Annotated in this window: 18 protein-coding genes and 1 pseudogene; 9 read left to right on the forward strand and 10 right to left on the reverse strand. The window is 67.1% G+C overall.

Annotated elements, in window-relative coordinates:
* Together GLA29479_RS01170 and GLA29479_RS01175 are read left to right on the forward strand one after the other, a co-directional pair.
* A pseudogene (locus GLA29479_RS01170) lies at positions 1 to 1200 on the forward strand (ATP-dependent helicase C-terminal domain-containing protein); the annotation flags it as partial.
* A 182-nt stretch (positions 1201 to 1382) separates the two neighbouring features.
* Entirely contained in the window at positions 1383 to 1757 is a 375-nt protein-coding gene (locus tag GLA29479_RS01175) for a hypothetical protein (RefSeq protein WP_057970528.1), read from the forward strand.
* 1570 nt (positions 1758 to 3327) lie between these two features.
* Here the strand turns inward: GLA29479_RS01175 and GLA29479_RS01180 are convergent.
* On the reverse strand, positions 3328 to 4428 hold the full coding sequence (locus tag GLA29479_RS01180; RefSeq protein WP_031373934.1) for a hybrid sensor histidine kinase/response regulator: 1101 nt from the start codon (positions 4426 to 4428) through the stop codon (positions 3328 to 3330).
* Between the two features lie 241 nt (positions 4429 to 4669).
* Between GLA29479_RS01180 and GLA29479_RS01185 the strand changes: the two genes are divergently transcribed.
* Entirely contained in the window at positions 4670 to 5623 is a 954-nt protein-coding gene (locus GLA29479_RS01185; RefSeq protein WP_057970529.1) for an aldo/keto reductase, read from the forward strand.
* A 96-nt stretch (positions 5624 to 5719) separates the two neighbouring features.
* Positions 5720 to 6688, forward strand: a complete 969-nt coding sequence (locus tag GLA29479_RS01190; protein WP_057919797.1) for a DMT family transporter — start codon at positions 5720 to 5722, stop codon at positions 6686 to 6688.
* A 101-nt stretch (positions 6689 to 6789) separates the two neighbouring features.
* On the opposite strand, the gene GLA29479_RS01195 is transcribed toward GLA29479_RS01190, so the two are convergent.
* On the reverse strand, positions 6790 to 8559 hold the full coding sequence (locus tag GLA29479_RS01195) for a hypothetical protein (RefSeq protein ID WP_057970530.1): 1770 nt from the start codon (positions 8557 to 8559) through the stop codon (positions 6790 to 6792).
* 358 nt (positions 8560 to 8917) lie between these two features.
* Between GLA29479_RS01195 and GLA29479_RS01200 the strand changes: the two genes are divergently transcribed.
* A complete protein-coding gene (locus GLA29479_RS01200) occupies positions 8918 to 9322 on the forward strand; it encodes a hypothetical protein (protein WP_144436281.1) in 405 nt (134 codons plus the stop codon).
* Positions 9323 to 9329: 7 nt separating this feature from the next.
* On the opposite strand, the gene GLA29479_RS01205 is transcribed toward GLA29479_RS01200, so the two are convergent.
* From GLA29479_RS01205 to GLA29479_RS01215, 3 genes are all read right to left on the reverse strand, one after another.
* A complete protein-coding gene (locus tag GLA29479_RS01205; protein WP_057919794.1) occupies positions 9330 to 9863 on the reverse strand; it encodes a pseudouridine synthase in 534 nt (177 codons plus the stop codon).
* Positions 9864 to 9933: 70 nt separating this feature from the next.
* Complete coding sequence (locus GLA29479_RS01210) at positions 9934 to 10818, reverse strand: class I SAM-dependent methyltransferase (RefSeq protein ID WP_057970532.1); 885 nt, start codon at positions 10816 to 10818, stop codon at positions 9934 to 9936.
* Between the two features lie 69 nt (positions 10819 to 10887).
* Positions 10888 to 11892 carry a LysR substrate-binding domain-containing protein gene (locus GLA29479_RS01215; RefSeq protein WP_082638187.1) on the reverse strand — a complete coding sequence of 335 codons (1005 nt, stop codon included), beginning with the start codon at positions 11890 to 11892 and terminating at the stop codon, positions 10888 to 10890.
* A gap of 122 nt (positions 11893 to 12014) precedes the next feature.
* Here GLA29479_RS01215 and GLA29479_RS01220 point away from each other — a divergent pair, with 122 nt between their 5' ends.
* Entirely contained in the window at positions 12015 to 12245 is a 231-nt protein-coding gene (locus GLA29479_RS01220; protein WP_057919792.1) for a hypothetical protein, read from the forward strand.
* A gap of 186 nt (positions 12246 to 12431) precedes the next feature.
* On the opposite strand, the gene aceK is transcribed toward GLA29479_RS01220, so the two are convergent.
* Complete coding sequence (gene aceK / locus GLA29479_RS01225; RefSeq protein WP_057970533.1) at positions 12432 to 14180, reverse strand: bifunctional isocitrate dehydrogenase kinase/phosphatase; 1749 nt, start codon at positions 14178 to 14180, stop codon at positions 12432 to 12434.
* Positions 14181 to 14266: 86 nt separating this feature from the next.
* On the opposite strand from aceK, the gene GLA29479_RS01230 reads away from it, so the two are divergent.
* Positions 14267 to 14743 (forward strand): hypothetical protein, encoded by a 477-nt coding sequence (locus GLA29479_RS01230; protein ID WP_057970534.1) that lies wholly within the window; start codon positions 14267 to 14269, stop codon positions 14741 to 14743.
* A 56-nt stretch (positions 14744 to 14799) separates the two neighbouring features.
* Here GLA29479_RS01230 and GLA29479_RS01235 read toward each other — a convergent pair whose 3' ends face one another.
* Complete coding sequence (locus GLA29479_RS01235) at positions 14800 to 15279, reverse strand: hypothetical protein (RefSeq protein ID WP_057970535.1); 480 nt, start codon at positions 15277 to 15279, stop codon at positions 14800 to 14802.
* Positions 15276 to 15662 (reverse strand): hypothetical protein, encoded by a 387-nt coding sequence (locus GLA29479_RS01240; RefSeq protein WP_057970536.1) that lies wholly within the window; start codon positions 15660 to 15662, stop codon positions 15276 to 15278. The genes GLA29479_RS01235 and GLA29479_RS01240 overlap by 4 nt, the downstream gene beginning before the upstream one ends.
* Before the next feature lie 299 nt (positions 15663 to 15961).
* Between GLA29479_RS01240 and GLA29479_RS01245 the strand changes: the two genes are divergently transcribed.
* Positions 15962 to 16996: a DUF4344 domain-containing metallopeptidase gene (locus GLA29479_RS01245; RefSeq protein WP_057919787.1), complete on the forward strand. Its 1035-nt coding sequence runs from the start codon at positions 15962 to 15964 to the stop codon at positions 16994 to 16996.
* Positions 16997 to 18144: 1148 nt separating this feature from the next.
* On the opposite strand, the gene icd is transcribed toward GLA29479_RS01245, so the two are convergent.
* Positions 18145 to 19473: an isocitrate dehydrogenase (NADP(+)) gene (gene icd, locus GLA29479_RS01250; RefSeq protein ID WP_057919786.1), complete on the reverse strand. Its 1329-nt coding sequence runs from the start codon at positions 19471 to 19473 to the stop codon at positions 18145 to 18147.
* 241 nt (positions 19474 to 19714) lie between these two features.
* Between icd and GLA29479_RS24175 the strand changes: the two genes are divergently transcribed.
* A complete protein-coding gene (locus GLA29479_RS24175) occupies positions 19715 to 20308 on the forward strand; it encodes a hypothetical protein (protein WP_144436282.1) in 594 nt (197 codons plus the stop codon).
* On the opposite strand, the gene GLA29479_RS01260 is transcribed toward GLA29479_RS24175, so the two are convergent.
* Positions 20298 to 20672 (reverse strand): YkgJ family cysteine cluster protein, encoded by a 375-nt coding sequence (locus GLA29479_RS01260; RefSeq protein ID WP_057970537.1) that lies wholly within the window; start codon positions 20670 to 20672, stop codon positions 20298 to 20300. The two genes, GLA29479_RS24175 and GLA29479_RS01260, sit on opposite strands and share 11 nt — an antisense overlap.
* Position 20673: the final 1 nt, after the last annotated feature.

Here is a 20673-nt window from a genome sequence, read left to right on the forward strand (position 1 = left end):
GACCCGCTGCGCAGCGGCGGCGACGCGCTGGCCGCACGCTGGCAGGCGCTGGCCGCGTTCCGCCAGGGCCGCGCACCGGCCGAGGCCTCGCGTTCGGCCTTGGCCGCGCTCGACCAGGCCGCCAAGCAATGGCGCCGGCGCTTGCGCGTCGATGCGACACCGCCGACCCAGGTGCCCGCACACGCGCTCGGCGACCTGCTGCTGCATGCGTTTCCAGACCGCATCGCCCGCCAGCACCCGAGCGACCCCTACCGCTATCAGCTCGCCAACGGCCGCAGCGCCAAGTTGTTCGACGACAGTGCGGTCTACGGCGAGCCTTGGCTGGTGATCAGCGAACTGCGCGACGACCCGCGCGATGCGCGCGTTCTGCGCGCCTCGCCGCTCGACGAGGCGCGCCTGGAGCGCGAGTTCCCGCAACGTTTCGTCAGCGAGGACCGGGTGGTCTGGGACGCCGCCGCGCGCGCGATCGCGGCGGTGCGCGAGCGCCGCTACGACCGCATCGTGCTCGACAGCCGCCCGCTCGCCAAACCCGATCCCTCGCGTTATGCCGATGCCCTGGTCGACGCGGTGCGCCAGCTCGGCCTCGACGCGCTGCCCTGGACCGGCGGCCTGCGCCAGTGGCGCGCGCGCGTGCGCTGCCTGCGCGAATGGATGCCCGAGTTGGCCCAGGGCGACAACGCCTTGCCGGAGCTGTCCGACGAGGTCTTGCTGGCCGGCCTCGACGACTGGCTGAAGCCGGCGCTGCGCGGCAAGACCCGCCTCGATGCGCTCGACGAGGGCGCATTCGGCGAAGCCCTGCGCTCGCTCTCGGACTGGTCGTGGCGGCAGCGGCTCGACGCGCTCGCGCCCACCCGCATGGTGGTGCCGTCGGGGATGGAGCGCGCCATCGACTACGCCTACGACGAGCATGCCGCCGACGGCCGCGGCGCCGCTGTCGCGCCGGTGCTGGCGGTGAAACTGCAAGAGCTGTTCGGCCTGGCCGATACGCCGCGCATCGCCGAAGGCCGCGTGCCGTTGACCCTGCACCTGCTGTCGCCGGCCGGGCGGCCGTTGCAGGTCACCCAGGACCTGCGCGGTTTCTGGGAGCGCACCTACCCCGAGGTCAAAAAGGAAATGAAGGGGCGCTATCCCAAGCATCCCTGGCCCGACGACCCGTGGACGGCGACCGCGACCCACCGGGCCAAGCCGCGCGGCACCTGAGCGCAGCGGCGTCGCGCGCGGCGCCGATGCGTCGACCGCGATGAGCGACCGTGTATCGGCGGAGTGTTGTCGATACCGCGCCGTATTCAGCCGGCAGCCGGTCCGGCGCGACTGCGCTCACAGAATTTCAACGGTTCCGCGTCGACACTGGAGTCTGTTTCTCTCGTCACAGGATCGACACGATGAGCAAGTTCACTTCATTGCCGGACCGCGCGCTGGAACTGGTGTCGTCGGTCGGCGACAACATCAAGCAGCACGTGCCCAAGGCCGGCCAGTGGCTGGAGACGGGCGTCAAGCTGGGCGCGCTGAAGACCGGTGCGCGCACCGCCGGCGGTTTCATCCGCCGCAACCCGGTGATCGCGGTCGCCGCCGTGGCCGGCGCCGGCCTGCTCTGGTACGCCGCCGCACGTCGCAAAGCCAAGCAACAGGCCGAAGGCGACCCGATCGAGGGCAGCGCCCGTCGCATCGATGCGCGCCGCGCCGACGGCAACGGCAGCGCCTCGCGCCGCAAGTCGGGTACGCGCAAGGCCGCCAGCGAAGAGCGCGCGAGCGAGTAAGTCGCGGGGCGGGCGAGCCTGCTCAGAGTTGATCGGGCATTGGTTGCTCGAGTGCCCTCGCCGGATCATGAGTGGCGCAGGCCGGTTTCATGACCGTTATATGCGGGGCCGGCGCGCGAGCGTCGGCCTCGTTCGTTTGGGCGTAGCGAATGCGGTTTTGCTTTCGGTCTCGCCTCGTCACTTCCCGGATCCTGAGGGGTAGGGCGGCGTCCTACTGGACTTCCTTTGGTGATAAGTCGCGACCAAGGGACGCGCAGGAGAGCAGTGCCGATACCATTCATCGAAGCGGCGTGCCGTAGCAAAGGTAGGAGCGGCGCGAGCCGCGACTGCGATGTGATGGTCTAGCGGCGCATCGCTGAAGCGAGGTCAAACGCATGGAGCTTCCGCCCCCTAAAGGGTGCGGGTAACTTTCTTTTGGCCAAAGCCCCAAAAGTCCGTCTGGATTCCCTTTGGTCAAAAGTCACCAAAGAAAAGGGCTTTCCCTGACGAAGCTCCCCTGCGAGTACGCAGCCTGCGCCGGGATTTTTCGATAGGACATCCTTGTCCTATCGAGTCATTCCTTTTTAAAGGCTGGGCGCACGTCCTGTGCGCCGCCCTCTGGGTCTCCAACGATCTCGCTAGATCGAAACTGCGCCAAGCTCATCACAGCAACAGCAACAGCAACAGCAACAGCAACAGCAACAGCAGTTGGCGTAACGATCTAGCTGTTGTCGTTGCTGTGCGTCGTCTCGAGCTAGCGAAGGCAACCGAAGACCCGGAGGGCGGCGCGCAGGGATGCGCGCCGTTTTTCATCGGGACAAGGATGTCCCGTATGAAAAAGCCCTGCGTCGGCATCGATCGTGCGGGCCTGTGATTCAAAGAAAAGCAACTTCTTTGGTTACCTTTCTTTTGTTGCTTTAGACAAAAGAAAGTAACCCGCCTCTTTAGTGGCGGAAGCTCTTAGCGTTTGATCTGGATGTGGATCTTGCTTGAGCGTCGCGCTGCGCCGCGCCGCGAGAACGGCACAACGCGGTCGCGACTTGCGTCGCTCCTACCCTGCGATAGTTCGAAGCCTCGATTGGCGGCGACAGCAGTGCGGTTTCTGCGAGTCCCTTGTCGCGGCTTATGGCCGAAGGAAATCCAGTAGGACGCCGCTCCTACCCCGAAGCAGCATTGCCGTTGCCGTTGCCGTTGCCGTTGCCGTTGCTGTGCGTCCATTCGCACTAGCGAAGGCAATCGAAGACCCGGAGGGCGGCGCGCAGGGATGCGCGTCGTTTTTCATCGGGACAGGGATGTCCCGTATGAAAAATCACCGCGCATGCACCGCTCGTGCGGGCCTGTGATTCAAAGAGAAGCCACTTCTTTGGTTACCTTTCTTTTGTTGCTTATGACAAAAGAAAGTAACCCGCCGCTTTAGTGGCGGAAGCTCTTGGCGTTTGATCTGGATCTGGATCTTGCTTGAGCGACACGCCGCAAGACCGAAACGACGCGGTCGCGACTTGCGTCGCTCCTACCCTGCGATAGTTCGAGGCCTCGATCAGCGGCGACAGCAATGCGGTCTCTGCGAGTCCGCCGTTGCTCAACGAGCCGCCTACTCCGGCGCCGCTTCCGGCAACTCGATGATGAAGCGCGAGCCGCCGTTCTTGCGTTCCTCGTACCAGAGCTGGCCGCCGGCGTTGACGACGATCTGTTTCGCCAACGACAGGCCCAGGCCGCTCGACAGGCCGTCGTCGACGTCGTCGTCGTGTAGACGCACGAAGGGCTTGAACAGTTCGCGCTGGCGCGCCACCGGGATGCCGGGGCCGCGGTCGGCGACGATCAACTGCCAGAAGCCGGGGGCGCTGTTGCGCGCGGCCAGCAGCAGGTCGCTGTTCGGGGCGTATTTCATCGCGTTGGTGACCAGGTTCTCGCTGACCTGGCGCAACACGCGCGGGTCCATCGCCACCTGCGCGGTGCCGTGCGGGGGCGGCGCGATCTCGACGCGGATGCCGCGCGCGTCGAGTTGCATCTCGTAGCGGCGGACCAGCCAGCCCAGGGTCTCGCTGAGGTCGGCGCGGCCCTGCATCGCGCCGTGCTCGCGCGTGCCGGCCTGGCTTTCCAGGTAATGGCGGATATAACCCAGTGCGTCGTCGGCGCTCTCGTGGATCATCTGCAGGTAGCGCGGCACGCGCTCGGGCTTGCAACCGTTGTGCAGCAGCAGGTCGCTGGCGAACAGCACGCTGGTCAGCGGGTTCTTGAGGTCGTGGGCGACCAGGTTGACCAGTTCCTCGCGCTCGCGGGCGACGCGTTCGAGGCGGTCGCGGGTCAGCTTCAGGCCGACGTGGGCGTTGACCCGCGCCAGCAGCTCTTCGGGCAGGAAGGGTTTGGTGACGTAGTCGACCACGCCGGCATCGAAAGCGCGCAGCAACAGGTCGCGGTCGTGGGCGGCGGTCACGAACACCACCGGCACGCGCAGCGGCGAGTCGGCGCGTAACGCGGCCATGACTTCGAAGCCGTCCATGCCCGGCATCATCACGTCGAGCAGGATCAGGTCCGGTGGTGACTCGGCGTACAGGCGCAGGGCCTCGTCGCCGGTCGAGGCGGATACGACCTCGTACCCCTGGCGCGAGAGCAGGGCGGTGACGACGCGCAGGTTCGCGGCCTGATCGTCGACGACGAGAATCCGGCCCGTGGATGTCGCGGCAGTGCTCATACGTCCCTGGAATCCCCTAAGGCGGACTTTTCACGCTGAATTCGCATAAGTGAACCGCGAGGAAACGGTCGAAAGTTAACAGAAACCTTCACCTAAAGGCGCGCTGAAAAGTCAAAAAGCTGAACAGTTCACGGCTCCTGCGACAACTCGCCGCGCTCGGCAACGCGGCGTTGCAGATTCGGTGATGCCACGACCGAATGCGGCGGCGCATCATGGACGCTTCTCGATTAAGGAATCCGCAATGAGCCTGCGACCGCTCGGCCGTTCATCCCTGTCGGCGGCGCCGCTCGCCTTCGGCGGCAACGTGTTCGGCTGGAGCGCGGACGAGGCGACCACCTTTGCCCTGCTGGACGCGTTCACCGAGGCCGGCTTCGGCCTGGTCGACACCGCCGACGCCTACTCGGCCTGGGTGCCCGGCAACACCGGCGGCGAGTCGGAAACCCTGATCGGCCGTTGGCTGGCCCAGGGCGGCGGCCGTCGCGAACGCATCGTCATCGCCACCAAGGTCGCCAAATGGGCGCAGCGGCCCGGCCTGGCGCCGGCCAACATCCTGGCCGCGGTCGAAGACTCGCTGCGTCGCCTGCGCACCGACCGCATCGACCTCTACCAGGCCCACGAGGACGACCCGAAGGTCCCGCTCGAAGACACGCTGGGTGCGTTCGCGCGCCTGATCGAGCAGGGCAAGGTCGGCGCCATCGGCGCCTCCAACTACTCGGCCGCGCGCCTGGCCGAAGCTCTGGACGTCGCCGAACGCCACGGCCTGCCGCGCTACGAAACCCTGCAGCCGCACTACAACCTCTACGACCGCGCCGTGTACGAAGCCGAGCTGGAGCCGCTGGTGCGCGAGCGCGGGCTCGGCGTCATCAATTACTACGCCCTCGCCAGCGGCTTCCTGACCGGCAAGTACCGCAGTCGCGACGACCTCGACAAGAGCCGCGCGCGCGGCGGCGCGGTCGCCCGTTATCTGGATGGGCGCGGCCTGCGCATCCTCGCCGCGCTCGACGAGGTCGCCGCCGGCCAGCGCGCGACGCCGGCCCAGGTGGCCCTGGCCTGGCTGATCGCGCGGCCCTCGATCACCGCGCCGATCGCCAGCGCGACCAGCGTGGCGCAGTTGCACGAGCTGCTCGCGGCGACGCGGCTGTCCCTGTCGGCCGACGAGATCGCCGCGCTCGACGCGGCCAGTGCCGAGGCCTGAGCGCTCTGCGATGATCGTCGCCGCGCTGAGCCGCGCGTCGCCGCGCCGCGGTTCGATGCCGCCCACCTCCACCGATCTGCCGATGTCCGGACCGCCATGACCGCTGCACCTTCCGCCGTCTCCGTCGCCGCTCCGAACCACGCCCGACGCCTCGGCATCGCCCTCGCCGCGAGCGGCGCGGTGCTGTTCTCGGCCAAGGCGATCCTGGCCAAGCTGCAATACCGCTACGGCGTCGATTCGCTCGACGTGCTGACCCTGCGCATGGCCCTGTCGCTGCCCTTGTTCGTGCTGCTGGGTATCCGCGAGACACGGCGCGCGCGGCAACGCCAGGCCTTGCCCTCGCGCCGCGACCTCGGCCTGATCCTGGTGCTCGGCGTACTCGGCTATTACCTGTCCAGCCTGCTCGACTTCTGGGGCCTGGAGTACGTGCCGGTGTCGCTGGAGCGGCTGATCCTGTTCCTCAACCCGACCATCGTCCTGCTGATCGGCCTGTTCGCGTACCGGCGCAAGGTCGCCGCCAAGGAGTGGATCGCGCTGGCGGTCAGCTATGCCGGCGTGGTCCTGGTGATGGTCGAGAACCTGCGCGTGCAGGGCGAGCACGTGCTGTTCGGCAGCGCGCTCGTGCTGGGGGCGGCGGTCAGCTATGCCTTGTACCTCGCCATGTCGGGCGAGCTGGTCAAGCGCATGGGCTCGCTGCAACTGGTCGCCTACGCGATGGTGGTGTCGACCGCGGCGACCCTGATCCATTACCTGATTGCACGCGACCCGGGCGGCCTGCTCGGCCTGCCGTGGCAGGTCTACGGCCTGGCGACGGCGAACGCAGTGTTCTGCACCTTCCTGCCGGTGACCTTCACCATGGCCGCGGTGGCCCGGCTCGGCGCCGGCACCGCCGCGCAGTTCTCGGTGATCGGGCCGGTGTCGCTGGTGTTCCTCGGCGCCTGGGTGCTCGGTGAGACGATTACCGCGATCCAGCTGGTCGGCACCGCGGTGGTGCTGGGCGGGGTGGTGCTGCTGTCGCGGCCGGGCGCGAACTCGGTGCCGGTGGCGCCGCCGGACAACAAATGAGCCGCGCGGCTGCGCGGGCTTTCATGCTCCGTCGATAAGAAACAGGGTCGATAAGAAACAGGCGCCTTGCGGCGCCTGTTTCGTTACGGCTCGGGCATCGCTCAGTGGGTGGCCAATATCGGCTGGAACTGGGCCTGCTGGAACACGCCGCCGGACAAACAGGCATTGCTCTGCAAGGTCGCCAGATCGGCCTGGCGGCGGACCAGGTCGCCGTAGTTGCGGACGGTCGAGCCGACCACCGGGTCGGCCATGTTGAAGGTGGTCGGGCTGGCCAGGGTGCCGTTGCCGATCAGGAACCGCGACAGCGTCGCCTGTGCGCCGGACGAGCGCGGGCCCACGTGCAGGAAGCTGGTGGTCAGGGTTTCGCGGCCGTGGCAGGCATCGCAGGTGTTGAGCGAGAGCTTGTTGCGGGCGTTGTTGTTGACGATGCCGGGATGGGTCCAGGCGACCTGCGGGCTCGGGTTGCGCACCGAACCGGTCAGGAACGGCGTGCCCAGGTAGCTCAGCGGCACCGAGTGCTGTTCGACCAGCACTTGCGCCTGGTTGGCGTTGACGTAGCTGGCGAGCAGGGTGCCGGCGTTGTTGAAGACGTGGTTCGGGGTCTGCTTGGCGGGCACGATGCCGAGCTGAGCGGTGGCGCGCACGATGTTGAACTCGCGCAGTTCCCAGGGGCTCTGCAGGAACTCGTTGGTGCGGATCTGGTTGATCGCGCTGCCGTTGGGCTTGCGCGGCGCGGCGTTGGCGCCGGTGAACTGGTCGGTGATCGCCTGCAGCGACGAGTTGTACAGCGACGAGCCCAGGCTCATGGAGCCCAACGCGCCCCACTGCTGGGCGAAGCTGCGCACCGCCGGGCAGCCGTTGATCGGCACGCCGTATTCGAGGATCACGGTGAAGCGGTGCACGGTGCAGCTGCCGGTGGTGTTGCGGCGGATCACCCCGAACACGAAGCGTCCCTCGCCGGCGTTGCCGCCGCCGTAGCCGGCCTTGCCGCGCAGGTCGACGCGGTTGACGATCGCCAGCAGGCGCATCGGCGAACGGGCCAGGTCGAGCTTGCCGTTGCTCAGGCGCGGCCAGCTGGCGAGCACCTGCGAATTGACCGAGGTACGCGCCGGCACCACGAAGCTGTTGACCGTGGTCGAGGTGTTCCAGGTGCGGATCCAGTTCTCGACGAAGTCGGACGGGTCCACGCCGGTCAGCGGTTGGTTGGCCATGTTGGTCATGAGCCGGTTGAAGGTCCAGGCGCCGTTCGGGTTGCCGGCGTTGGTGCAGGCGTCGAAGGTGCGGGTCGGGTCTTCGACCACGGCCGGGTGGGTGACCAGCAGCGAGCGCTCGGGGCGCACGATCAGCGGCGGGCCGAGCAGCACGCCGCCGGGAATGCGGATGCGCGCGCGCGCGGCGACCTGCTCGCGCAACTTGTCCGGCGCCAGGAAGGCGATCGGGCTGTCGCCGAGATGCTCGCGGCCGTCGAAGCTCGGCACCGTCGCCTTCTCTTCGGTGGCCAGCGCCTGGCGCAGTTCCTGTTCCTTGATCAAGCCGTCGAAGTCGAACGGGATCATGGCCCGGTACAGCTGCGGGTTTTGCGCGTCGCGCTGCAGCGTGACTGGCTTGTCGCCGACGTTGAACGGAATCTCGGCCGGCAGGTCCTGGCCTTTGACGTAGGTGAATTCCAGCAAGGCGTTGCCGTCGGGGTGGTCGTCGACCGGGGTGATGAAGCTGTCTTCGAGCACCGGCGGGGTCTGTTCGAACCCCGGCTCCTCGGCCGCTGCGACCCGGCCGACCGCGCTGTCGGCGGGCGCGGGATACGACAGATAAGCGGCGGACGCGCACAGCATCGCGCCGAAGCCGAACGAAATCGAACGCAGTCGTGTCATGGCTAGTCTCCCCCAGAGAGAACTTGGCTGGTGGCGCATCGGCCGGTCCTGGCACGCGCCCGTCACGGCACGCTAGAGGGCGCGCCGCCGCGCCGCCACGACCGACCCGGGATCAAATCGGGTCGATATCTCATGCGGCTTCGCGATTGGCCGCATGCTTGCGACGGCGGTCGCAGATCGGCGCGGCGAGCGAGCGTACCCAAGGGGTAGGAGCGGCGTATGCCGCGATCGCGAACCCGCATCAGCGTCGTAGAACGGATGTCGCGGTCGCGGCTCGTGCCGCTCCTACCCTGAGAGCGCAGCGCGCGGGACAATCCCCCGCCGCGCTACTGCCGCACTACTTATTATCGGGATGGGGATGCAACGGGTTCTGATCGCGATCGCCCTGGCCGCCGCAGGCGTGTTCGCCTATCTGCAGTGGTTCGCCGAACCGGCCGCGCCGGACTACAGCATCGCGACGATCGAACAGCGGCCGATTCCCAAGGCCGAGTTCTTCGCCCTGTGGCGCGAGACCGCCTTGAGCTTCTGTCCGCAGGCGCAGAAGACGTTCGGCCTGAGCCCGGCCGCCTGCGAGGACTACGTGCGCGACAAGCACGCGCGCTGCGTCGCCGAAACCGGCGCGCGCGCACCGGCGCTGCTGTCGGGCAAGGCCGAATCGCGCCGCTACGCGCGGCCGTATCTGGACTGCGTCTTGCCCGGCTATTTCTGCAAGGGCGTGGAAGTGCGCGACTTCCTCGAGGCCGCGCGGCACTGCCGGGGCTGAGCCGCCCTCAGCGCGGGCTCCATTGCCCCGGCATCAGCCCGTCGAGCCGATACGGCCCGATCGCCACGCGCACCAGGCGCAGGGTCGGCAACCCGACCGCGGCGGTCATGCGCCGCACCTGACGGTTGCGTCCTTCGTGGATGGTGATCGCCAGCCAGGCATCGGGCACGGTCTTGCGGAAACGCACCGGCGGGTCGCGCGGCCACAGCGCCGGCGCGTCGAGGCGTTCGACCTGTGCCGGCAGGGTGCGGCCGTCGTTGAGTTCGACGCCGTCGCGCAAGGCGCGCAAGGCCTCGTCCTGCGGATCGCCCTCGACCTGCACCCAATAGGTCTTGGGCTGTTTGTGGCGCGGGTCGGTGAGGCGATGGGCCAGGCCGCCGTCGTCGGTCAGCAGCAACAGGCCTTCGCTGTCGTGGTCCAGGCGACCGGCCGCGTACACGTCCGGCGGCAGGCCGAAGCCGGCCAGGGTCGGCCGCGGCGGCAGGCTGCGGTCGGTGAACTGACACAGCACGCCATAGGGTTTGTTGAAGGCGATCAGCACGCGGGCGGGGCCGGACAGAACGCGAGGCGGCGCGGGCCGCCTCGCGAGGTAGCGCTCAGGGTCCGTGGACTCAGCGCGGCTTGCGGAAGCGCAGGGTCATGCGGTCGCTTTCGCCGATCGCCTTGTACTTGGCCGCGTCGGCGGCGGCGTGATCGTTCGAGGGCGGCAGGGTCCACACGCCGTTCGGGTAGTCCTTGGTGTCGCGCGGGTTGGCGTTGACCTCGCTCTTGGCCTCGAGCTTGAAGCCGGCCGCTTCGGCCATCGCGATCACCTGCGCCTGACCGACGTAACCGCTCTTGTCGTTGGCCGGCACGTCGGTCTTGGCGCGATGCTCGACCACGCCGAGGGTGCCGCCCGGCTTGAGCACGTCGAAGAAGCCCTTGAACATGCCCTCGGCCTGGTCGGCCGAACGCCAGTTGTGGACGTTGCGGAAGGTCAGCACGACATCGGCCGAGGCGGCCGGGCCGAACGCCGGCTTGTAGCTGTCGTAGGCGGCGAGCACGGCCTTGTCGAACTGCGCCGGCGCGCCGGCGAACTTGGTCTCGAGGTTGGTCTTGGACTTGGCGTAGTACTTGCGTGCGCCGTCCTCGGACTGCGTGTCGGGGTCGACCACGGCGGCGACGTAGCGGCCACGCTCGGACAGATACGGCGCGAGGATTTCCGCGTACCAGCCGCCGCCCGGGGTGATCTCGATGACGGTCTGGTCCGGACGCACACCGAAGAACTGCAGCGTTTCCAGCGGATGACGGTAGACGTCGCGGGCGACGTTCTTGGGGTCGCGCCAGCTGCCGGCGATGACCTTCTTGAGTGCGGCGTTGGCGGCCGGTTCGGCGCTCTTGGCTGCGCTGTCGGCGGCCTTGGCCTTGGCGGCCGGCTTCTGCGCGTGCGCGACCACGGCCAGGCCGGGCAGCAGCGCGGCGAGCAACAGCAATCGGGCAGTACGGTTACGTTCCATGCAACGGACTCCGGTGGCATCGGACAGGGGGCGTCAGCCTACCGCAAGCGACCTGCGCAGGGGATGTGCTCAACGGCGCTTGCGGACGGCCTTGGCACTGTCGCCGGCCGGGCCGCTCGCGGGGCTGGCGGCGGGGCCGTTGGCGGTTTTGGCGGTGCGTCCGTGGCGGGCGATGTGATCGGCTTCCATCTCGGCGACATAGGCCGTCGCCTGCTCGTGCAACCAAGTGCGGAACGAGCCGAGCCCGGCGTGATCGATCGAGCGCTGCGGGTACACCAGGTAATGGCCCCAATCGATCTGCAACCGGCATTGGCTCAACGGTACCAACTGGCCGTTCTGGATCAGCAGGCGGGTGCGCGCCATGCGGCCCAGGGCGACGCCGAGGCCTTCGACCGCGGCGCGGTGCATGGTTTCGGAATCGTCGAAATGGGCGACATAGCGGTTCGGCATCTTGCCGCCGTAACGCTCGAACCAGTCCTTCCAGTACGGCGACAGGTCGCCGAGCAAGGGCCAGCGATGCAGGTCTTCCTGTGCCGGCAACTCGCCGCCCATGCGCTCGATCAGGGCCGGGCTGGCGACCGGGATCAGGGTCTCGTTGAACAGATGCTCGGTGACCAGCCCCGGCCAGCGCCCGTAGCCGCCGCGCATGGCCGCGTCGATACCCGGTTCGCGATCGAAATCGACCACCGCCGCTGACGAGAACAGATTGAGTTCGAGCTGCGGGCAGCGGGCGACGAAGCTGCCGAGCCGCGGCACCAGCCAGGCCGAGGCCATCGAGGCCATCAGGCTCAGGGTCAGGACCTCGTCGCGGCGCGGGCTGTAAGGGCGCAGGGCATGGTCGAGCGCATCCAGATGCGGCGCGACCACCGACAACAACCGCTCGCCGTCGGCGGTCAGCCGCACCCCGCGCGGCCCGCGTTCGAACAAGCGCCGGCCGAGGCGCTCCTCCAGGGTGCGGATCTGATGGCTGAGGGCGCTGACCGTCAGGTTCATCGAATCGGCGGCGCGGGTCAGGTTGCCCGTGCGCGCGGCGGTCGCGAAGCCCAGCAGCGCATGCAGCGGCGGTCGATTCATCTTGAATCCCTTTCAAGTCTGGCTTGCAAACGGCGCGCTTTTTTGCCGTATCCGGCGAGCGTACCTTGCGAATCACTCAATAAGCCAGTCCATACCGGGCCGGCGCCGCAGGGAGACGAGCCATGAATATCTACAAGAACCTGATGTTCCTGCACGGCCATTTCGTCGATCCGCGCGATGCCGACGACGACCTCGTCGAGACCGCCGCTGCCGCCGTGGTCGAGCGCAGCCAGCAGGTCGTCGCCAAGCGCTCGGCGACCGCCCCCGCCAAGGGCTGGCGCGCCTGGTTCGCCCGCACCCCCGAGCGCCTGACCCGCCAGGACGCCTGCGGCGATGCGCATGGTTGTGCGTGAGGTCGACAGGCGAACTCCCCACGCTGCTCTCGCCTGGCCCCCTTTGCAACGGGGGCCCGCGCCCTACACGAGCACGAAGTCCGAAACAGGTTTCGGCGCGGGGGATTTGTTTCTCGGCGCGATGGGTTGAGAAGCACGGCAAAAGCAAATCCCCCAGCCCTCTTTTCCAAAGGGGGGAACTTCCAGCTACGGCAAGCGCCGCTGCTGCGGGTACGGCGCCACGTCGTTGTGACGCCCGCTGATCAGACCGTCCTGCACCTGCTGCCACCACTCGACCCGGAAGATGTCGGCATGCGCGTGCATCAACGCGCCGAGCAGCGCCGGCGACAGGCCGAGGAACTGCGGGAACTGGGCCGGGAACACATCGTTGCCGGCGGCATAGAACCACGCGCCTGACTCCATCTCTTCTTCGTGGTTGCGCGGTTCCGGCACGCTGCGGAAGCGGCAGTCGGTGACCAGGCACAACTCGTCGTAGTCGTAGAACACGGCGCGGCCATGCCGCGACACGCCGAAGTTCTTCAGCAGCAGGTCGCCCGGGAAGATGTTGCTCAAGGCCAGGTCGCGGATCGCCTGGCCGTAGTCGATCACTGCCGCGCGCGCCGCCTCGGCGGTCTGCTCGCGCACATACAGGTTGAGCGGGCGCAGGCGGCGCTCGACGTAACACAGGTGCAGCACCAGGTCGTCGCCGTCCGGGCTGATGCTGCTGGCGCAGGTGCTCAATAACTCGTCGAGCAGGTCCGGGGCGAAGCGCGCGCGCGGGAAACGCAGGAACCGGAACGGCTGCGCATCGACCAGGCGGCCGACGCGGTCGTGGCGGAACACCAGCGAGTACTTGGCCTCGACTTCCTCGCGCGCCACCTCCTTCGGGTAGGCGAAGCGGTCGCGGATGATCTTGAACACCAGCGGATAGCTGGGCAGGGTGAACACCGCCATGACCATGCCGCGTTCGCCCTCGGCGCGGATCAGGCGTTCGCCGGGCTGCGCCGCGAACTGGCGGAAGAAGGTGCGGTAGCGCTCGGTCTTGCCCTGCTTGGCGCGGCCGAGCACGGTGTACAGCTCGTCGATCGGCTTGCCCGGCAGCAAGGTGCGCAGGAACACCACCGCATCGCCGACCGTGCCGAGGTCGGCATGGAAATAGCTGCGCGAGTAGCTGAACAACTGCACGACTTCGCTGCGCAAGGTCAGCACCGCGTCGACCTTGAGCGCGCCGCCTTCGTTGACCAGCACGATCACGCACGGCGAGAACGAGCGCTCGCCGAACACGCGCCCGACCAGATAGGCGCGGCGCTCGCGATAGAACACCGTGTCGAGCAGCTCGACCGCGCGTACCGGATGCGGGCCCCAATGCTGCAAATCCTCCTGCAGCCGCACCGCGATGCCGGCGGCGCAGCGCGTGCGGTGCGCGTAGGGCACCGCGAACGGGTAGTCGCCCAGCACCCGCATGAAGGTTTCGACCAGGCGATCCTCCGACACCGCATAGCTGTGGCGCGCGACCGGATGGGTGATGGCGTCGGTCGGCTCGATGTCGAGGGCGACGAACTCCATCGCCGGGTCGACGCCGCGGGTCTTGAAGAAACGCCGGGTCAGGGTGTTGAAGAAGGTCTTATAGAGCTCGCAGTCGAGCAGCGGCGCGATCGTTTCGGCATAGGCCGCATGCACCGCCGACCACAGCGTGCGGTCGCGGGCGCGTTCGCCGAGCCGGCGTTCGAGCGAGTCGCTGGCCTCGGCGATGCACAGGTCGTAGAGCTCGATGCGTTCGATCGCGTCGTCGCGCTCGCCGTTCCAGTCGCTGCGCTCGAAGCGGCCCTTGGCGCGGCGGGTGATCGCGGCGAAGCGCGCGTGGTAGTCGGCGAAGGCATCGCGGATCTGGCCGGCGACGGCAGCGGCTTCGGCGGCGGCTTCCATGGTGATATCGGCGGCGGGCAAGGTGGCCATGCCCGCAGTGTACGGCGCAGCCGCGGCGCTTGTGGCATGCTCGCCGCCGCCGCGGCAGCGCCGCTTCGCTTACGGATGAAACGATCATGTTCGCCACGACAAGGACGCCGCTGCCGGCTTCGCATCGCTACGGCCTCGCCCTCGCATTGCTGTCTTGGACCGGCCTGGCCTGCGCCGGGGAGTCGATTGCGACCCGCTACACAGGCCACGTCGGCAAGCGCGCGGCGACCTTGTACCTGGTCGACCAGGAGAGCGGTTGCGGCGGCGGCCAGCGCTTGCTTACTGGGATGTACCGCTACGACGGCGTGTCGCAGTGGCTCAGCGTCCAGGCCACTCGCGACGAGGCCGGTCACCTGGCCCTGGTCGAGAACGGCCGCGTCACCGGCGTCACCGGCGCGATGATGCTCAACGGCCGCGGCGGCGCCCTCAAGGGGCGCTGGATCAGCCCCGACGGCGAACGCCTGCTGCCGGTCGAACTGCACGAGGCGGCCTTGTCGAAGGCCGAGCGCGAGAAGCTGGACGATCAGCTCGAACGCCTCGCCCACGAGAACGACGACTGCTGAAGAGCAACGCCGCCGCCGAGCGCGGCTCGGTCGAATGCGGCTCAGTGGAATAGGGCTCAGGACCGGCCGGAAGACGCCGAGGCCGACATGCCGGCACGCAACGAACGTTGCGCGCTGATCGCCTCCAGCGCGATGGTCAACGCGAGGATCGCCAGCACCGACAGGGCGTGCGGCAGGAACAACTCGAAGGTCGGTTCCCACAACGCCCAGGTGTTGCCGTAGAACGGCGCGTACATGGTCATGTTCGAGTGCAGGCCGAGCAGGGTCGCCGAGGCCATCGCCGTCGTCGCGATCCAGGCGTCGCGCGGCAAGACGCCGCGGCGCCGTTGCCGCCGCCGCAACCACAGCGACCACGGCAGCACCAGCAGCACGAAGCCGAAACTCGTCGACAGCGCGAGTTCGAACAGAAAGCGGGTCGACGTCATGATCTCGACCGAAGCCAGATCGATCTCGCCGACCACGTAGGGCCAATGCACCCACGCCGGCAGGGCGATCGCGGCGATCAGAAGCCAAAGGTAGCGAGCGAACGTCGTCATGCCTGCGCCAACAGCGCGTGCAGCTGCGCGGCGGTATAGAACCGGGTCGCGGCGAGCGAGCGTTCGTTGCCGGGGGCGATGTCCTGATCGAAGCTCAGCACCGGACCGTACACATAACCGTCGACGCCGCCGAAGCTCGACAAGCTGCGGCAGACCCACAGCCGGTAACCGCGGCCGACATAGCCGTGGCTGCCGCCGTCGGCCGGCAGCGGCGCGTCCACGTCGGTTCGGGCGAAGCTCGGTTTACGGCCTGCGAGGACGTCGCGGAAATCCTGCGAGGCTTCGAGGATGGCGCGGCGGGCGGGTTCGTCGAAGGCGCCGAGGTCGAAGCCGGCGAAGGGGCCGCCGTCGAGCGGGGCGTCAGTGGAATTTAAATCGGTCATGGCGTCCGTTCCGAGTGGGGCGTGTCGTGCTCGCCGACGCTCGCTCGCAGGCCTGGCGCGGCGCGGCCGGCGGCGCATAACGCAATATCGACGGTGCATCGGCAAGGAAATCTACTGTCAAAAAAGCGGATGCAGTCACATAAACATCGGAGTACCATCCGCCTTTGACGGGGCAAGGACGCTGCAGGCACCGATTGGAATCACGGCCGTTGGGGGAATCCAATCGTCACCGCGTCTTGTGCGCTCGGAAGTGGGCCGATCCCTTCGGCCTTGCAGCATTCCAGCCAAGAGCCACAAACATGGTACAGAAGATCATCATCGGCCTGCTGGCGACCGCCCTGATCGCGGTCTGCTCGATCTGGGGCTATAGCGTATGGTCGCAGAAGCAGGCCGCCGCGGCGTTGGTCGCCGCCGCCAAACCCGTCGCCGCCGCGATCAAGCCGATCGAAGCGGTCAAGCCGCCGGAAGCGGCCGCGACCGAAGTCGCCGCCGTGGTGCCGGAAGAAAAGGCCGACGGCACCCATTTCACTTACCAGTACGTGGTTCCGCGCAGCGGCCAACTGCTGCCGACCTACGAGATGGCGCGCGAGATCGACCTGCTCCGGCACTTGCCCGAGGTCAATCAACTCGATGGCTGGCTGACCCTGCCGCGACCCATCAACTTCATCGCCGCCGAATGCGGCACGGTCAACGCCTTCTACGCCAAGGACAAGGGCGACGTCGTCCTGTGCTACGAGATGATCGATCTGCTGGTGCGCCAGGGCGCGGCCTTCGTCCAGGCCAACGGCGGCGCCACGCGCGACCAACTCGACTACCTGTTGGCGAATCTGCGTTTCCTGATGCTGCACGAGACCGGCCACGCCCTGATCGACATGCTCGACCTGCCGTCGACCGGTCGCGAGGAAGACGCCGTCGACCAGTTGGCCACCACCCTGATGCTGTCCCTGGTCAGTGCCGACGAGTCCTCCAGCGACATCGCCCAGAAACTGCAGCTTGCCGCGACCTTCTTCATCGCCACCGACGATGGCCAGCACGACATGGCCACCTATGCCGACGAGCACTCGGTCGGGGCGCAGCGCTACTTCAATCTGCAGTGCATGATCTACGGCAACAACCCCGGCAAGTACCTGCGCATCGTCACCACCGGCCGCCTGCCGGAAGCGCGCGCCTTGCGTTGCGAAGAAGAGAGCAAACAGATTACCCGCAGCTGGATGCGCCTGATCGAACCGAACATCGCGCCTAAGCACCGTCTGACCGCGGAAGAGGAACGCGCCAAGATCGAGCAGATCCAGCGCAAGCAAGTGGAGAGCACGCAAGCGCCGTATATGCGCTGAGCGGATCCGGTTCGGTTCCCCTGGGCTGCCCAGGGTAGGAGCGGCGCAAGCCGCGACCGCGCTACGACGGGTTTGCGCCGTATTGCTCAAGCAAGATCAGGATCAAACGCCAAAAGCTTCCGCCACTAAAGCGGCGGGTTACTTTCTTTTGTCATAAGCAACAAAAGAAAGGTAACCAAAGAAAAAATGCTTTTCTTTGAATCACCGGCCCGCACGAGCGATGCATACGCGGTGATTTTTCATACGGGACATCCCTGTCCCGATGAAAAACGGCGCGCATCCCTGCGCGCCGCCCTCCGGGTCTTCTGTTGCCTTCGCTAGTTCAAGGCGACGCACTGCAACGACAAAATCATTACGGCAACGGCAACGGCAACGGCAACGGCAACTTTGTTGTCGCTGTTCTAGCTGCTGTTGCTGTGAAGAGCTTGGCGCAGCGACGAGTTTGCGAGAACACCTGGAGACCCGGAGGGCGGCGCACAGGACGTGCGCCGTTTTTCGATAGGACAAGGATGTCCTATCGAAAAATCCCGGCGCTAGCCGCGAACTCGTGGCCTGTGCCCTTGCAAGGAGAGCCCTTTTCTTTGGTTAGCTTTGACCGAAGGGAATCCAGACGGACTTTTGGGCTTAGCAAAAGAAAGTAACCCGGCCGCGTTAGCGGACGGAAGCTTTGCTACTGATGTCGCTTCATCGCTCTGCGGTAAGAAACGTCACTACGGAAAGCAGCGCGGTCGCGGCTCGCGCCGCTCCTACCCCGGGGCAGTGGAAGTGCCGATGCAAAATTGAGAAAGCGCTGTCGCGGTTAGCGGACGGAAGCTTTGCTACTGATGTCGCTTCATCGCTCTGCGGTAAGAAACGTCGCGACGGAAAGCAGCGCGGTCGCGGCTCGCGCCGCTCCTACCCCAAGGGCATGGAAGTGCCGACGCAAGATTGAAGGGCGCAGTCGCGACTTACGTCGCTCCTACAGGAGGCTACGGGAGGCAACGGAGCGATATTGAGACGGCGCGGTCGCGACTCGCGTCGCTCCTGCAAGAGGCTACCGCCGGAACCGGCGCGACATCGAAGCAACGCAGCTACGGTCGACGTGCAGACACCGCCCAAACAAAAGGGCGCCGAAGCGCCCCTTTGTACGATCGTCGTCGGCAACCCGGTTACAGGTGCTTGATGATCTCGTCGGCGAACTCCGAGCACTTGACCTCGGTCGCGCCGTCCATCAGACGGGCGAAGTCGTAGGTCACGCGCTTGCTGGCGATCGCCTTGTCCATCGCGGCGATGATCGCATCGGCCGCTTCGGTCCAGCCCAGGTAACGCAGCATCATCTCGCCCGACAGGATCACCGAGCCCGGGTTGACCTTGTCCAGGCCGGCGTACTTCGGCGCGGTGCCGTGGGTCGCCTCGAACACGGCGTGGCCGGTCACGTAGTTGATGTTCGCGCCCGGCGCGATGCCGATGCCGCCGACCTGCGCGGCGAGCGCGTCGGACAGGTAGTCGCCGTTGAGGTTCAGCGTCGCCGACACGTCGTATTCCTTCGGACGCAGCAGGATCTGCTGCAGGAAGGCGTCGGCGATGGCGTCCTTGATGACCAGGCCCGCGCCCGGCTTGCCTTCCGGAATCACGTGCCAGGGGCCGCCGTCGAGTTCGACCGCGCCGAAGTAATCGCGCGCCACCTGGTAGCCCCAGTCACGGAAGCCACCTTCGGTGTACTTCATGATGTTGCCCTTGTGGACCAGGGTCACCGACTTGCGCTTGTTCTCGATCGCGTAGGAAATCGCGCTGTGAACGAGGCGCTCGGTGCCGAGGCGGCTGACCGGCTTGATGCCCAGGCCGACTTCGACCGGCAGCTCGCGCGCCGGAGCGCCGATGGCCTGCAGTTCGCCGAGCCACGCCGCGTTCTTCTCGGCGGTGCCGAAGCGGATCTTGTCGAATGCCTGCGGGAATTCCTTCTGCAGGAAATCCAGCACCTTCTGCGAGTCGGCGCTGCCGCCGGCCCATTCGATGCCGGCGTAGATGTCCTCGGTGTTCTCGCGGAAGATCACCATGTCGACGTCGCCCGGCTTCTTGACCGGCGAGGGCACGCCTTCGAACCAACGCACCGGGCGCAGGCAGACGTACAGGTCGAGCATCTGGCGCAGGGCGACGTTGAGCGAACGGATGCCGCCGCCGACCGGTGTGGTCAGGGGACCCTTGATGCTGACCAGGTAGTCGCGGCAGGCCTGCACGGTGCCTTCCGGCAGCCAGGTGCCGTAGGTGTTGTTGGCTTTCTCGCCGGCGAAGACCTCGACCCACTCGATCTTCTTCTGGCCGCCATAGGCCTTGGCGACGGCGGCGTCGAGCACGCGCACCGAAGCGCGCCAGATGTCCGGGCCGGTGCCGTCGCCTTCGATGAACGGGATGATCGGGCGGTCCGGCACGTTGAGGCCGGTCGGGGTCTTGGTGATCTTGGCGCCGCCTGCGGGCGGCGTCGCTACGAACTCGGTCATTACGATCTCCAGTGGGGCCGCCGTGCGCTGGCGCACGGGGCGGAGCAGGGTCCTTGCGGAAAGCGATGCGGCTGCGATCCGGCCCGCCATTGTCGCGGTTCGGACGGGGCGAGGCAAAGACCGGACGGGTATAAGGCCGACGAGCTATGGAATGATGCATCCCGGGCCCGCTCTGGACCGGCCCGGCTCATTGCTGCAGCGGCCGAGTCGTCGACCGCTCTAACCGTGGAGAGGACTTGCGATGCAAACCGAGCAAACCGACTCGGCGCTGCCGGAACTGGCCGAGGTCGACGAGGACGGTTTCGTCGACTGCACCTTCAAGATCGAACACCTGCGCTCGGATGCGGATCACTACTACTTCCGCATGTCGGCGCTCCACCAAGGCGAGGTCGTCGGGTTGGACGCGCGGCTGGTGAAGCGGATCGGCCCGGGATTCGATGCCGAGATGAACCTGCTGCAAGAGCACGTTTACGGCGAAGGCCTGGTGTTGTCTTCGATCGGGGCGGCCAGCGACCGTCTGATCGGCGCGTTGGCGAAGCTGTACGCGATCGAGCCGTTCGACCGCGTCGCCGCCGCGAGCGAGTCCTACACCTTGATCGCACTGCAGCAGGAAGACACCGAACTCGAAACCCACGCGGTCCGGGCCAAGATCTTCGGCCGCGATCAGGACGAAGCCGCGCTCGACGAGGATTACTGCGAGAGCTTCTTCCACATCGACCTGCCCAATGGTTATGTCCATTGGAACGAAAAAGACGCCGACTACCGCGAGCCTTTGCTGAGAGCGTGGAACGGACCGAGCACGGCTCGGACCGAGCGCGATCGGTCTAGTCCGTAGCGTTGGAACGCACGCTCGCCGACCAGTGCTGCGGCGATAGCGGCTGCAAGCCATACGCCGCCCGCGCCCGGTCGCACTGGGGGCTCGGCCGTCCGTCCTCCCAAGCCGGATGCAGATCGCGGCAGGGCGAGGGGCGGAGCGGATAAATACCGCATTGGGCGTCGACGCCGACCGCGCCGCGCAGGGACTGGCAATGGATGCGGCCGGCGTGGGTGCCGCGCATGACCACGCGGTGCGGGTCGAGCGGTTCGGTCGCGGCGGTCGGGGTGAGGCCGTCCGGGTGGGCGTCGGTCTCGCTCCAGTGGAAGGCGACGCGGAAGTGGGCGCAGCAGGCGCCGCAGCGCAGGCAGGGGTGGGTCGACATC

It is taken from the genome of Lysobacter antibioticus, assembly GCF_001442535.1.
Taxonomy (GTDB): Bacteria; Pseudomonadota; Gammaproteobacteria; order Xanthomonadales; family Xanthomonadaceae; genus Lysobacter; species Lysobacter antibioticus.